The following is a 12,658-nucleotide window of genomic DNA, read 5'->3' on the forward strand; positions in this document are numbered from 1 at the left end:
GTGTCACTTATGCAAGTTAAGTGACACTTAACGGCGCGCTAGAGACAGGAGCGGTAGATGGACGCCTGGCCGAGGCATGAACACCATACGGTCGCCTGGCAAGCAACCGGCAGGCGGGGAAACCGTGAAGACCGCATGCTTGCGGAGATCTCGGTTGCGCTGCCGCCACACATCGCAACACTCTCGGTTCCACCGACACCACCGCGCGAGCTTCTCCGTGCCCGCTACGAGACCGAGGAACTCGAGCGCGTCGCCGGAGGTGTGCTGCAGCCACTGGCCGGCTTCTTGATCCGCATGGAATCCGTTGCTTCCTCGCGCATCGAACAGGTTGAAGCCAGCACCACCGCTTTCGCGCGTGCCCTCGGCGGCCTGAAGGAGAATTCCTCTGCTGTGTCGATGGTTTCCGCCGGCCGTGCCATCACGGCCCTGATCGGGGCATCAGAAACGACTATCGACCTCGACGAGATCTTGCATGCACACGAGTTGCTGATGCGGGACGACCCTGAAGAACATCGCTACGCAGGCCGAGTGCGCGACGTTCAGAATTGGATCGGTGGGTCCCATTTCTCACCGCGCAATGCGCTCTACGTGCCTCCGCCGCCGGAACTCGTGCCGGACTATCTCACCGACCTTCTCGATTTCGCGAACCGAGACGATGTCGATCCGATCGCTCAGGCGGCTATCGTGCACGCGCAATTCGAGAGCATCCACCCGTTCACGGACGGTAACGGTCGAATCGGCCGGGCTCTCATCGGTTCAGTGCTTCGCAGGCGTGGGGTGACACCGGGAACAGTGCTGCCGATCGCGTCAGCCCTCGCCGCCGACACCGCCCACTACTTCCGACTCCTCACCGCTTACCGGGCGGGGGACGCCGAGGCGATCATCACCGACGTCGCTCTCAGCGTGGAGGTCGCAGCCCGCGAGGCCCGTGGAACCGCGAGGTCGTTTGCCCGCTACGCCAAGTCGTGGCGACAGGAGGCCGGAGTGCGCACCGGGAGCACCGCCGATCTCCTCCTCGACGTGCTGGTGGCCCTGCCGGTCTTCAGTGCCGAGCAGCTCGCGGAGCGCTCGGGCCTCGCGGATCGGGCCGTGTACCGGGCCATCGAACAACTCGAAGCGTCCCGGATCATCGCAGAGGTCACGAATCGCAAGCGTGACCGCGTGTACGCCGTCACCGACGTGCTCGACGAGTTCGAAGACCTCGACGACCGGATCCGGTCGCGGATCACCCGACTCCGCACAGCCACCTGAACGAGTGCACTGCCGGTCCTCGCCGCGAACTCCATCCGCCCGAGCCCCGTTTCAAGGCCGGCGAACGATGACTGCTTCGAGCCACCGCACCGTCTCTAGCCGAGCGGCGCTCCGTCGCATCTGCAGCGACATCGCGCCGGCTCGTCGAGGAGCTGGTCCCAGGCGGATCGTTCGCGCATGGCGTGTCTCCCGAGACGGCAGTCATGGGAGAGGAGCGGCTTCGGCCGCATAGCGCGCCTCAAGGGACGCTCATTCGGTGCCGTCGCCGGTTGATGCGAGGACATGCTCCGCGTACCCGCCACAGCCGGCGTCCTCCCAGTTGTAGCTTTCGCCCGCGAGCCGCGTGCCGACGTACGCCTTCCACTCCGGCGTGCCGACTGCGGGGAGATCGATGGAGTTGCTGCGGCGTTGATCCTCCGTCCGCTCCCACGGGAGGGAGAAGGTGAAGTCCAGGCCGAGTTCCGCCATGCATTGCGCCGCGATGAAGTTCCGGGTGACGAGCAGTTCCTGCACCGCACGTTGCTGGGGCGTGAGCGTGCTCGGGTAGGTCACGAGCTTCGGGTCGGTGTCCGCATCGTAGACCGGCGTTCCGAAGGTGTTGCGCCGGCGGCCGTCCGCAGTCGTGATCGTGGGATCCGGATTCAGGTACGCGGAGACATCGACGCCACGGTCCTCGAGCGGGACGAATTCGAACGTGCCGACGGTGCGCTGTTCGGCTGCATACGCGGCCTGGGCGACCGCCGCCGCCCCGGTGCCAGCGAACACGCCGACACCGAGGGCGGCCACTAGGAGCGCTGTCATGGTTCGCGCTCGGCTCCGCGGGACCAGACGCGCAGCTCCTGGCGTCCCCATCAGTGTTCGAACCCTGCAGCAGCGTCGGCGGCGGTGACGCAGGCGCGCTCCCAGGTCCCCTGCTCCGACTCCGGGTAGCTGGAGTCGTACGCGTATGCGTCGATGATCCACTGGTGGGTCTCTTCCGGCGACAGACCGTCGGGCATACCGGCCGGCCGCTCGGCGTCAGCGAAGGGCGCGGTCTGCAGGGTCATGTCGACTTCACCGACGAACTCGTGGCCGCGGTCGGCCATGCAGGAGCGCATCGCGTCGATGTGGCGCTGGTACTGCGCCGCGAACGCCAGCGCGGTAGCTCGTTCCTCCGCGGTCGGGACGTACGCTGCCTCGGCCGCCGCGGACGCCGCGTCCCGCTGGACCCAGCACGGTTCCGCCGCGGCGTACCATGCCTCCTGGTCGACCTCGCTCAGCCCCGACGGCATCCCGTCGAAAGTGGTTCCGTCGAACGGGAACCCGGCCTCCACCATGCACGACTCCATCGTCAGGAGGCCCACCTGGCGGAACTCCTGCCACTTGTCCTGCAGGAAGAACTCGTCGATGTGAGCGGCATCGGTCGGTGGCGACGTCGGCGTCGGCGTCTCCGGGGAACTCGCCGAGGTCTCCGGAGCATCCGAGGAGTCCGTCGCGGGCCTCATGCTGAGCGCCTGCGCCGCCACGCCACCGAACCCGCCGGCGGCCACCAGCCCGGCCGCGACCAGGATCAAGAACTTCTTGCGAGCCATCATCTCTCCAACTTCGAACATCACGTTTATAGGAAGATAGCCTGCGAACAGGCGGGCCGCAAATTCCCCGTGATGTACGTTGCCCACAGAGAACACGAGTGGATTTATGGGCCGATAGCTTCCGTATACTGTCCGCATGGTCAAGCGTCGCCCCGGCACCCTGTTCCCCCTCGAGCTCGACATCCTCGACGTGGGCACAGTGCTGCAGGCGTCGGAGGGGTCCTTCTACGGATTCGCGCTCGCGAAACGCCTGGCCGGCCCCGAGGGGAAACTCGCCGCGCACGGCACCCTGTACAAGGCGCTCTCGCGGATGTCCGAAGCCGGCCTGATCGAGGAGGACTGGGAGGACCACGAGATCGCGGCCGCCGAGGGTCGACCCCGAAGACGGATGTACCGCATCACGGCGGTCGGTGCCGCCGCACGGAACCGCGAGCACGCACGACTCGTCGACGAGCACCGCGTCGCGGCTCGCGTCGCCGACCAGGGGATCGCATGAGCCTGCTCCACACGAGGACGTTCAACACCACGGCGCACTGGGTCCTCGCTTGGTGCGCTCAGTACACCCGCGACCTGCCCGAGGAGGTCGCCGCCGCGCGGCGCGATGAGCTCGCCTCAGACCTGCATGAGCACGCGCTCTGGGCGGACGAGGCCGGATGGTCGGCCGGGCGCCTTCGCCGGGACATCGTCCGGCGACTCGTCACCGGGAGCATCCACGACGTGACCTGGCGCGCCCACCAGCTCGGTCGCAGCGCACTGGCCGACCCACGCCACGGCAAGACCGTGCGGACCGCTCAGCGCATCACGTCCTGGATGCTCGCGCTCGGCGTCACCCTGACCGTCCTCGGCGGGTACACCTACGCGCGGATCATCCGCGCCATCATCATCGACGACCTCCGGGTCCCGCCGCTGATGGCGATGCTCGTCGGTGTGCTCGCCGTCCTGTCATTGGTCGGGACCGCACTGACAGCCCGACGCCGCACTCGCATCGTCGGTGCGGTCGCGCTCGCGCCGCCCACGCTCCTGCTCGGGTACGTCGCCGTCGAATCGCTCAGCCTGATCAGCGCCACCGGTGTGCAGATCGCCTTCTGGGCCGACCACCTGACGGCGACCGCCGGAAGCCTCGGGCTCCTCGCCGCCGGTGTCGGGATCAGTTCCCTCCTCGGCCTCGTCGCTGCCGCGATCTGGTGGTGGCCGCCCACCACGTCGATGCCGGCGACCGAGGCGGGCGCGGAGAGCTGACCACGGAAGTGGTGGCGCTGCAGCTCAGGACATCCCGATGGCGAACGCCATGATCGCCTGCTGCACGGGGAGCAGCGACGCCTTGAACCGGTGACCAACGAAGGCGGGGTGCTCGATGGCGTCGGCGCTGACCTCCTCGCCGCGGGTGAACGGCGGGCAGGGGTTGAGCAGGACGCCGGCCGGTGCGCTGTCGAGCAGGGCTGCGGTGATCTGGAACGGCTCCAGCTGCGCCACGTGCTCGCCGAACCCGTCGGTGAGGATGACGTCGGCCGTGCGGACGGCGGTTTCCAGATCGTCGGTCCACACCGCACCGGGGATCGCGAGCTCCGCGGGGCAGCACTGCGCCAGATCGAGACCCAGCACTCTGGCGGCTTCCTGCCATGCCTGGGCGATGTTGCCGTCGGCGCCGACGAAGAGGAACCGCCGCCCGTCGAGCCCGCGCCGCTCACGGATCGCAAAGAAGTCGGACAGCACTTCGCAGGGGTGATTGACGTCGGTCATCGCATTCACGACGGGGAGCGCCGCGGCCTCGGCCAGCTGTTCGAGGACGCCGATGTCGCCGTGCCGCACGATCATGATGTCGGCCCACGATTCGAGGTACCGGGCGACGTCGGCGAGCGCCTCCGACTTGTCCAGGGTCTCGCTGGGGAACACGATCGGCTGCAGCCCCATCAGGGCGGCCCCGCGCTCGAAGGAGACCCGCGTGCGCAGGCTGGTCGGCGGGAAGAACATGACGGCGGATCCGTCGAAGCTCGGCCCGAATCCGTCGCGGTAGGCCTCGGCGAGACGGAACACCTCGTCGACGTCCGCGGGTGACCAATCGTCCAATCGAACCAAGTTGCGCATCACGCGAGCCTACGGACGATTCGAGGGTTGCTCAGAGAGCGTCGATGCCGCCACCCGCCGGACGCACTCACCCATTGCTTGGGCCGGAGCATGGCCCGCGTTCTCGCTCCGACGTGTCGGAACGAGAACGCGGGCGTCTCGACAGACCGATCAGTGACCCGGCCCACCGTAGGCGGCGTCGGCGACGAATCCGCAGGACGCGTCCCAGGTGCTCTGCTCCGACTCGGGGTAGCTGGAGTCGTAGCCGGTCGCATCCAACTTCCACTGGTGGCTCTCCTCCGGAGACAGGCCGTCGGGCATCCCGGTCGCCTGCTGACCTTCGGGATACGGGTAGGCCTGGAGTGTCATGTCGACGGCGCCCACGAACTCGTGGCCGCGGTCGGCCATGCATGAGCGCATCGCATCGATCCAGCCCTGATACTGCGTCGCGAACGCCAGTGCCGTGGCACGCTCCTCCTCGGTCGGCACGTAGGCCGCCTCGGCAGCAGCGGTCGCCGCGTCACGCTCCTCACGACAGGGGACCGCGGCCGCCTGCCAGGCGTCCTGGTCGGCCTCGCTCAGACCTGGCGGCATCCCGTCGAAGCTGGTGTCGTCGAACCCGAACCCCGCTTCGGTCATGCAGGACGCCATCGCGGCTTTACCGACCTCGAAGAATCGCTGCCAGAGGCCCTGCAGGTAGAACTCGTTGATGTGCGTGGACTCGGTGGGCGGCGTGGTCGCGGCCGGCGTCTCGGTCGGCGTCTCGGTCGGCGTCTCGGTCGGCGTCGCGCTCGCGGTCGGCGTCGCGGTCGCCTCCGCCGGCGCCTTCGCGGAGCTCGCCACGGCCTGCGCTGCCACACCGCCGAGTCCGCCGGCGACCACCAGTCCGGACGTGAGCAGTACCAGGATCTTCTTGTGAATCATCATCTCCCCCAATGTTCATGGAACGTGTTTATAGGAAGATAGCTTCCTCAAGTGGATGGCGCAACCGGTCCCTGAGCCGGAACACGTCTCCCGGCCACTCGTCGAGCGATGCGGCGGTGCCTCTACCCTGGGCCGTGTGAGCATTCCTCGGAACGACAGTGGGCCGGTGCGCGGCTGGATCGGCCCGGACTGGGAAGCGACCGTCGACGCCCGTCGACTGGATGAGTTGCGCTGGAAGGTCGAGCAGGAGCTCAGCACCCTCAGCGGGTTCCGACGCCGACTGAAGACCGAGGGTGAGTATCTCGTACCCGGGCTGGCCATCGGCATCCCGTTCCTGATCCCCCAGGCCTTCGGGCTGGTCGAAGCGCTCACCGCCGCGCCCGAGCCGAGCATCGACGCGTTCGGCGAGTGGATCTCGAGGCCGGCGGTCGCGGGCTGGCTGATCGTGAGCGCCCTCTTGTTCTGCTTCTCGCTGGTGTCGGTCCCGATGCGAGCGCTGGGGGAGTTCCGGATCTACCGCCGGGGCGGCTGGCTCGCCCTCCAGGCCCCGACGGGCCTTGTCCAGTGGGGCGGCGAGGCCCCGACCCTGATCGCCTACGATCATCGGCTGGTCGGCGGCAGCCGCGACACCGTCGAGCGGGACCTCCGCAACCCGTTCATGCTCGTCTCGGGACCACGCATGCCGGTGTGGGTGTTCGCCGGAGCGCTGCGCTCGGTGCGGGCGAGCACGGTGGCACGCTCCCTCAGCATCCACCGCCTGGCGGTGCTCAGACAGGAGATCGGCGTGTTGCGCGCCATCCCAGCACCGATGGTGTTCCCGCAGACCGACGGTTGCCTGTTCTGCGCCCAGGACGAGGGATTGCTCACCGTCGCCCTGCCACGACCAGTGAAAGCCGGCCAGCGGATCCGACTCGCCCGGGTCAAACTCTCTCGCGCCGAGCGGGAGAGCGTCACGATCGGCCATCCGTCCTGATCGCTGATCGGCCCGGGGCTGTTGGTCACCAGTCACTGGCATCATCGACCCATGAGTGAATCCCCGATCGAACGAACGACCCTGAGCACGGTGACGCTCGATGGGGCTCCGAGCTTCGCCTCCGTCGAAGTGCGACGCATCACGATCGCCCCCGACTTCCACGTCGGGGCGCACTGGCACAACGGCCCGGTCTTCGGCACCATCGAAACCGGCTCCGTGAACTTCCAAGTGGGGACCGGGCCTCAGACCGTCCTGCGCGCCGGCGACACATTCCATGAGCCGGCGAACGAGACGATCGTCTTCGACGCGACCGACGAGGGCGTCACCTTCCTCGCCTGGTTCCCGATGCCGGTCGGCGTCGAGCCGGAACTGACGATGGGTGAAGCGCCGAACTGAGACCGACCTGCAACCAGAGGCTCTGACGCGAAGCGGATTCCGTCACTCCGGCACGCGCGCAGGCAGCGACAGCTCGAAGCGGCTGCCCTCGCCGAGGGCGCTCTGCGCGACGAGCGTGCCGCCCAACGCCTCAGCGAGGCCGCGGGCGATCGAGAGACCGAGGCCGGTGCTCTGCCCGGCGCGGACCCGAGACGGCTCGCCGCGCCAGAGCCGGTCGAAGACCCGCGGCAGGTCTGCCGGGGCGATGCCCTCGCCGGTGTCGACGACCGCGATCCGCACCAGGTCGTCAGCGGTCACCGCTTCGAGGTCGACACGACCGCCCGGCGGCGTGTGGCGCAGAGCGTTCGAGAGCAGATTGTCGAGGATCTGCCGCAGCCGCGCAGGATCGGTCTCGAGCGGCAACGGCCCCGAGAGCTCGACGTGCAGCGCGATGTCCGTGCTCGCCGCCTGCGCTCGGTACGCTTCGCCGAGCTCTCGCAGGATCACCGCCGCGTCGCACGCCCTGCGCTCCAGCACGAGGTCGCCGGCCTCCGCGAGCGCGAGGAGCTGCAGGTCCCCGGTGATCCGCTCCATCCGCCCGGCCTCGTCGAGCACGAGCCGGCGGAGTGCCGCATCGTCGAGACCGAGACCGTCGTCAGCCGCCTCGACCCATCCGCGGATGTTCGTGAGCGGGCTGCGCAGTTCGTGGGCGATGTCGCCGAGTAGCCGTCGCCGTGACGCTTCGTGTCCAGCGATCTCACCGGACATGCGGTCGAACGCGGCGCCGACGCCGGCGAGGTCATCGCGAGCGGGCAACGCCGCGCGGGCCTCACGATCGCCCGCGCTGAACCGATCGACCGCGGTCTCGAGTCGGCGGGCACTACGGAGGGTCGGCACGACGATGAGCGCCGCGGCCACCGCCAGGAGTGTGAGCAGCACCACGACGAACACGCCCACGCGGGCGATCGATCCAGGACTCGCGTCGAGCGGGCCCTGCGCGTCACCTCGCTGGTCGGTGAGCACCACGTTCACGGCAGGCGCCGTCGTCGCCCGAGCCTGGTCGATGCGCGCCTGCAGCAGGCACCCGTCAGCCGGGTCGTCGCCGGTCGGGACGGTGCGCAACGCGAGCTGCGCAGGGGCGCTCGACGGAGACAGATCGAGTTCGACGTCGGTGACCAGCGGCGCGTTCGCGGCGAGCAGGCAGGCGTTCGTGCGATCACGGAGCTCGTCGAGGGCGACCCGCTCGCTCGGCAGCGGGGTGTTCAAGGCGGCACGGCCACAGTCCGGTGCATCGTCGTACCCGTTGACCACGGGGCGGCCGCTCCCCCACACGTCGGTGTCGACGACCGCATCGCCCAGGCACGCCACCACGGCGGCGGCCTGCCCGGTGAGCTGGTCACGTTGCGCATCGTCGAGCGAGAACGGCCCGCTGATGCCGTCGGGCAGACGCAGTTCGGATGTCACCGGGTCCCCGAGGGGTTCGAGCGGGTCGAGCAATCGGGTGGAGGCCGCCGGACGGGGCAGCTCGGGCGCCGTGTCGGCGATCACCGTTCCGGCACCGTCGACCACGGCGATGCGACGCCCGGTCTCCTGGCTGAGCAGCAGCAGCGTGGACCCGACATCGCTCCAGCCGTCGTGGCGTCCGGCCCACGTCCTGAGCGCATCCAACACCTGCTCGTCTCGCACGAGATCGGCACCGGACGCCTGCTCGTCGTACCGGTACTCCGAGGTCTGAGCCAGCCAGACCGTACCGCCGGCCGAGGCGAGCACGAGCAGCAGGCCAGCCGCGAGGTAGCGCGCGAGCAGCCGGGGCACGCGCCGGGGCCCAGCGGTACCCGCTCTTCTGCTGTTGCTCATGTCGTCGGCCATGCTCTCATCACTTTCCATCCCGGACCGCATCCGCGCACCCGCGCACCGTCGGACCCGCTCAGGTCGCGGCGAGCGCCGCGGTCGGCGATTGGCGGGCGGCGCGGATGGACGGGGCGAGTCCGGCGACGGCGCCCGTCACCAGCGCGGCACTCATGCCGGACAGGATCGTCTCCACCGGAACGACCAGCGGCCAGCCCTGCAGACCGCTCCAAGCCGCGGTCCCGAGGAGACCGAGCACGACTCCGGATACGCCACCCACCGCGCAGAGCAGGATGGCCTCCACGAGGAACTGTGCCTGGATCTGACCGCGGTGGGCGCCGAGCGCTCGTCGCAATCCGATCTCCCGGCGACGCTCGAGCACGGAGACGAACATCGTGTTCGCGATGCCGATGCCTCCGATCACGAGTGCGACTGCGGCGAGCGCGAGGAAGAGTCCATCGAAGCTGGATCGGGCAGCAGCCTTCGCGGCGAGCACGGCCGACGGCTGGCTCACCTGCACGAGTCCGCTCGCCCCCGGGGAGAGGGTTGCGGCGACGACCGGCCGCAAGGCGTCGATCGACGCCTCGACACCTGTGACGTAGGCGACCGTCGGTGCGCCGTCGAAGCTCAGCCAGCGCCGCGCGGCAGCATCGTCGACGAGGACCGCCGATTGCACGTCGGCGGAGAGCGGCGTCGCTGCGAGCACGCCGATCACGGTGAACGCGACGCCGTCGACGTCGATCGTGACGGGCCGGTCGGGGAGCTGCGACAGGCCGAGCCGATCAGCGGCGTCGATGCCGAGCACGGCCGTCGGCAGGTCGCTCCCGTCGAGCCAGCGGCCGGAGGTCACGTCCGTTCGCAGCACCTCGCGAAGATCACCGCGGACCGCGAGTGTGGTCAGCCCGGTCTCCGGGTACCCGCGGAGCTCGTTGCTGCGGACGGGCGCGTGGGCGTTGCCGACCGTGGCGGCATCCTTCACGGTTCCGATGCGCTGCAGCATGCCGAGTGCCTCGGCCGGAAGCGGTACGGGGGTTCCGTCTGCGCCTGCGCGAGGGTCGGCTCGCAGCAGGTCCGCTCCGAGCGCCGTGAGCTGTTGATCGAGCGCGGCCTGGGAGGACGCGGGCACGGCGGTGACGGTCACCAGTGTCGCGATGCCGATGGCGATCCCGATGGTCGACAGCACGGCGCGAAGCGGTCGGGTGCGAAGCCCGACCGTGCCGACGGCGAGCAGATCCCGGGGGTCGAGACGTCTGCGACGCTCACGCATGCGGCACCGCCCTGGTGTCGGTCCGGGTGTCGGTGATGATGCGGCCGTCCCGCAGCTCGATGCGTCGTGGCAGTCGTGCGGCGAGCTCGACGTCATGGGTGATGACGACGACGGTGGTGCCCTCGTCGTGCAGTCGCTCGAGGAGGCTGAGCACGCGTTCGCCGTTCGCCGTGTCGAGGGCGCCGGTGGGTTCGTCGGCGAGGACGACGAGCGGGTCGGTCACGATCGCCCGGGCGATGGCGACCCGCTGTCGTTCACCGCCGGAGAGGTCCTGCGCCGCGTGCCCGATGCGGTGCTCGAGTCCCACGCGCTCGAGTGCCGCGCGGGCGAGGTCACGGCGCTCCCGCCTGGGAACGCCGCTGTAGAGCAGCGCCATTGCGACGTTCTGTTCTGCGGTCACGCCGTCGGTCAGATGGAAGCCCTGGAAGACGAACCCGATCGAGCTCCCGCGCAAGGTGGACAGCGCGCGATCCGTGAGGTCACGGGTGTCGGTGCCGCCGATGCGGACCACGCCGGTCGTGGGACGGTCGAGCGTGCCGAGGACGTTGAGCAAGGTCGACTTGCCGGCGCCGGAGCGTCCGACGATCGCGGTGAGTTCACCCGGGTCGATCTGCAACGAGACGTCGTCGAGTGCAGCGACCCCGCCGGGGTGGACGCGGCTGACGTGCTCGAGCTCGAGTGCCGGCGTCGTCATCGTGCCGACACCACCGTCATGCCGGCCTCGATCCCTGCACCGCTGACCTCGACCCGGTCGTCTGCGATGAGGCCGATCTCGACACCGTGGAGTCGGCCGCGGTCGTCCTGCAGCGCGTAGCCCCCTTCGGCGAGCGCCACGAGTGCGGCGACGGGCACGATCAGCACGTCCGGCACGGATCTCGTGACGACCCGAACGGTCACGGCGGCGGCGTCGACGCCCGCGAGTGCAGCCTGATCGTCGATCGCGACGAGCGCGCGGACCTTCGCGTCGGTTCCTTCCCCGGTCGTGGTCACCGTGACGATGGACCCGCCGACGGCGCGCCCGTCGGGCAGTTCGATCGTCGCTTTCGCGCCGGCCCCGATCACTCCCGCGTCCTGCGCCGGGACCGACGCATCGACGACGCGTGTCGTGGGGGTGACCGAGAACGGCTGACCGCCCGCCGCGTCACCGAGGCGTGCCGTCACTGCGGCGATGCGACTCGGCGCACTCAAGACGACCACGTCGGCGGGGGCCAGCGTGCCGGTGCACTCCAGGCCGAGCGATTCCTGCCAGTCCCGGACGGCCTCGGTGAACTCCCACCCGGTCTCGAAGGTCTCCGGATCACTACGGCTGAGATGTCCGAGGTCCATCAGGTTCGAAGCGACCATGCTCACATCCGCCCCCTCCATCCCCGAGCCGTCGATCGCGCGATAGAGCGGAAGCGCTCCGATCAGCACCGGTACCGGTCGCTCGTTCGCGCGCAGTGCCACGGATCCCCGATCGAGTGTCGCGCCGACGTCGGGCAACCCGGTGATGATGCCGTCGGCCTTCGTCGTCACGGGGACCGCGGTACCGAAGCCGACGGTGCCGTCGAGGCGAGCGGTCTGCACGAGCTCACCCCACTCGACGACAGCGGTGGCCGGCGCGGCGGTCTGCTCGACCGGGGCTGCGTCGGCCACGGGCCGGAGGAGCAGGGCGGCCCCTCCGGCCCCCGCCGCGAGGACGGCACAGAGCACGAGCGATCCGACGAGCGCGGTGCGGCGACGCGACCGGGTCATTCGGTGCTCCCATCCGATGCGGACACCATGCAGGCGTCCACGTACTGCATCCCCAGTGAGATCGAGGTGGCGTCGTTGGCCTCGCCACCGAAGGCGAGGTTGATCCGGCCGAACGCATCCGGCTCGGTGATCTCGACCTCGCGGACACCGCGTTCGTGCAGGCAGTCCACCACGCGCTGCGCGAACCGTAGGGCGTCCGGGTTCTGAGCGTCGAGCTCCCACGGCGGCAAGGGTGCCACGCGCTGGCAGAGCGCCTCGGCCTCGGCGAACCCCGCGAGATCCTCTGCGACGCCGCCGGTAACCGCGTCTCCATCACCGCCCGTCGGAGCGTCCGGCGTCGCCGGGCTGTGGTCTGCGAGACAGCGGTCCCGTGGCTTCCACGCGTCGGCCTCCTCCTCATCCGACATGTCGAGACGCAGACGCACGGGCTCGCCGTACTTCGCGACGAGCGGGTCGGCGGCCTCGGTGGGCGTCGGAGCGGCGGTCTCCAACGTCGCGATGCCTCCGTCTCCTGCCTGATCGGCGGAGGGTGCGGCGCAAGCGGTGAGTGCCGCCAGGAGCGCCAGGGCACCCGCGGCGGCGGTCAGGGATCGGTGGATGATGGGTGTCACGGTTCCTCCTCGTGTCGTGAGCGGCTGTGACCCACGCTCG

The 12,658-nt window shown here is 69.6% G+C and carries 14 protein-coding genes; 5 read left to right on the forward strand and 9 right to left on the reverse strand.

Translation table 11 applies throughout. The features are described 5' to 3' along the window. The first annotated feature begins 57 nt into the window (after positions 1–57). Positions 58–1,251, forward strand: coding sequence for a Fic family protein (locus EAO79_RS03045; protein ID WP_124767741.1), 1,194 nt, complete (start codon positions 58–60; stop codon positions 1,249–1,251). A gap of 249 nt (positions 1,252–1,500) precedes the next feature. Here EAO79_RS03045 and EAO79_RS03050 read toward each other — a convergent pair whose 3' ends face one another. Next, entirely contained in the window at positions 1,501–2,052 is a 552-nt protein-coding gene (locus tag EAO79_RS03050; RefSeq protein ID WP_124767742.1) for a hypothetical protein, read from the reverse strand. A gap of 50 nt (positions 2,053–2,102) precedes the next feature. Continuing rightward, entirely contained in the window at positions 2,103–2,918 is an 816-nt protein-coding gene (locus tag EAO79_RS03055) for a hypothetical protein (protein WP_206428272.1), read from the reverse strand. A gap of 40 nt (positions 2,919–2,958) precedes the next feature. Between EAO79_RS03055 and EAO79_RS03060 the strand changes: the two genes are divergently transcribed. After that, positions 2,959–3,318, forward strand: a complete 360-nt coding sequence (locus EAO79_RS03060) for a PadR family transcriptional regulator (RefSeq protein ID WP_124767744.1) — start codon at positions 2,959–2,961, stop codon at positions 3,316–3,318. Continuing rightward, on the forward strand, positions 3,315–4,061 hold the full coding sequence (locus EAO79_RS03065; protein ID WP_124767745.1) for a hypothetical protein: 747 nt from the start codon (positions 3,315–3,317) through the stop codon (positions 4,059–4,061). The genes EAO79_RS03060 and EAO79_RS03065 overlap by 4 nt, the downstream gene beginning before the upstream one ends. A 24-nt stretch (positions 4,062–4,085) precedes the next feature. Here EAO79_RS03065 and EAO79_RS03070 read toward each other — a convergent pair whose 3' ends face one another. Next, positions 4,086–4,907 (reverse strand): ornithine carbamoyltransferase, encoded by an 822-nt coding sequence (locus tag EAO79_RS03070; protein ID WP_124767746.1) that lies wholly within the window; start codon positions 4,905–4,907, stop codon positions 4,086–4,088. Between the two features lie 150 nt (positions 4,908–5,057). Next, positions 5,058–5,813 (reverse strand): hypothetical protein, encoded by a 756-nt coding sequence (locus EAO79_RS03075; RefSeq protein WP_124767747.1) that lies wholly within the window; start codon positions 5,811–5,813, stop codon positions 5,058–5,060. Between the two features lie 133 nt (positions 5,814–5,946). Between EAO79_RS03075 and EAO79_RS03080 the strand changes: the two genes are divergently transcribed. Beyond that, positions 5,947–6,783 carry a hypothetical protein gene (locus tag EAO79_RS03080; protein WP_124767748.1) on the forward strand — a complete coding sequence of 279 codons (837 nt, stop codon included), beginning with the start codon at positions 5,947–5,949 and terminating at the stop codon, positions 6,781–6,783. A gap of 51 nt (positions 6,784–6,834) precedes the next feature. Beyond that, on the forward strand, positions 6,835–7,179 hold the full coding sequence (locus tag EAO79_RS03085; RefSeq protein WP_124767749.1) for a cupin domain-containing protein: 345 nt from the start codon (positions 6,835–6,837) through the stop codon (positions 7,177–7,179). A gap of 42 nt (positions 7,180–7,221) precedes the next feature. On the opposite strand, the gene EAO79_RS03090 is transcribed toward EAO79_RS03085, so the two are convergent. Genes EAO79_RS03090 through EAO79_RS03110 form a run of 5 tightly spaced genes read right to left on the reverse strand, consistent with a single transcriptional unit; the run spans position 7,222 to position 12,618 of the window. Beyond that, positions 7,222–9,027: a cell wall metabolism sensor histidine kinase WalK gene (locus EAO79_RS03090; RefSeq protein ID WP_164486882.1), complete on the reverse strand. Its 1,806-nt coding sequence runs from the start codon at positions 9,025–9,027 to the stop codon at positions 7,222–7,224. 58 nt (positions 9,028–9,085) lie between these two features. Then, positions 9,086–10,273, reverse strand: coding sequence for an ABC transporter permease (locus EAO79_RS03095; RefSeq protein WP_124767751.1), 1,188 nt, complete (start codon positions 10,271–10,273; stop codon positions 9,086–9,088). Further along, a complete protein-coding gene (locus EAO79_RS03100; protein WP_124767752.1) occupies positions 10,266–10,967 on the reverse strand; it encodes an ABC transporter ATP-binding protein in 702 nt (233 codons plus the stop codon). The genes EAO79_RS03095 and EAO79_RS03100 overlap by 8 nt, the downstream gene beginning before the upstream one ends. After that, complete coding sequence (locus tag EAO79_RS03105; protein ID WP_124767753.1) at positions 10,964–12,007, reverse strand: hypothetical protein; 1,044 nt, start codon at positions 12,005–12,007, stop codon at positions 10,964–10,966. Before EAO79_RS03105 ends, EAO79_RS03100 begins: the two co-directional genes overlap by 4 nt. Then, a complete protein-coding gene (locus EAO79_RS03110) occupies positions 12,004–12,618 on the reverse strand; it encodes a hypothetical protein (RefSeq protein WP_124767754.1) in 615 nt (204 codons plus the stop codon). The genes EAO79_RS03105 and EAO79_RS03110 overlap by 4 nt, the downstream gene beginning before the upstream one ends. Positions 12,619–12,658 lie beyond the last annotated feature (40 nt).

It is taken from the genome of Plantibacter sp. PA-3-X8 (assembly GCF_003856975.1).
Lineage (GTDB): Bacteria > Actinomycetota > Actinomycetes > Actinomycetales > Microbacteriaceae > Plantibacter > Plantibacter auratus.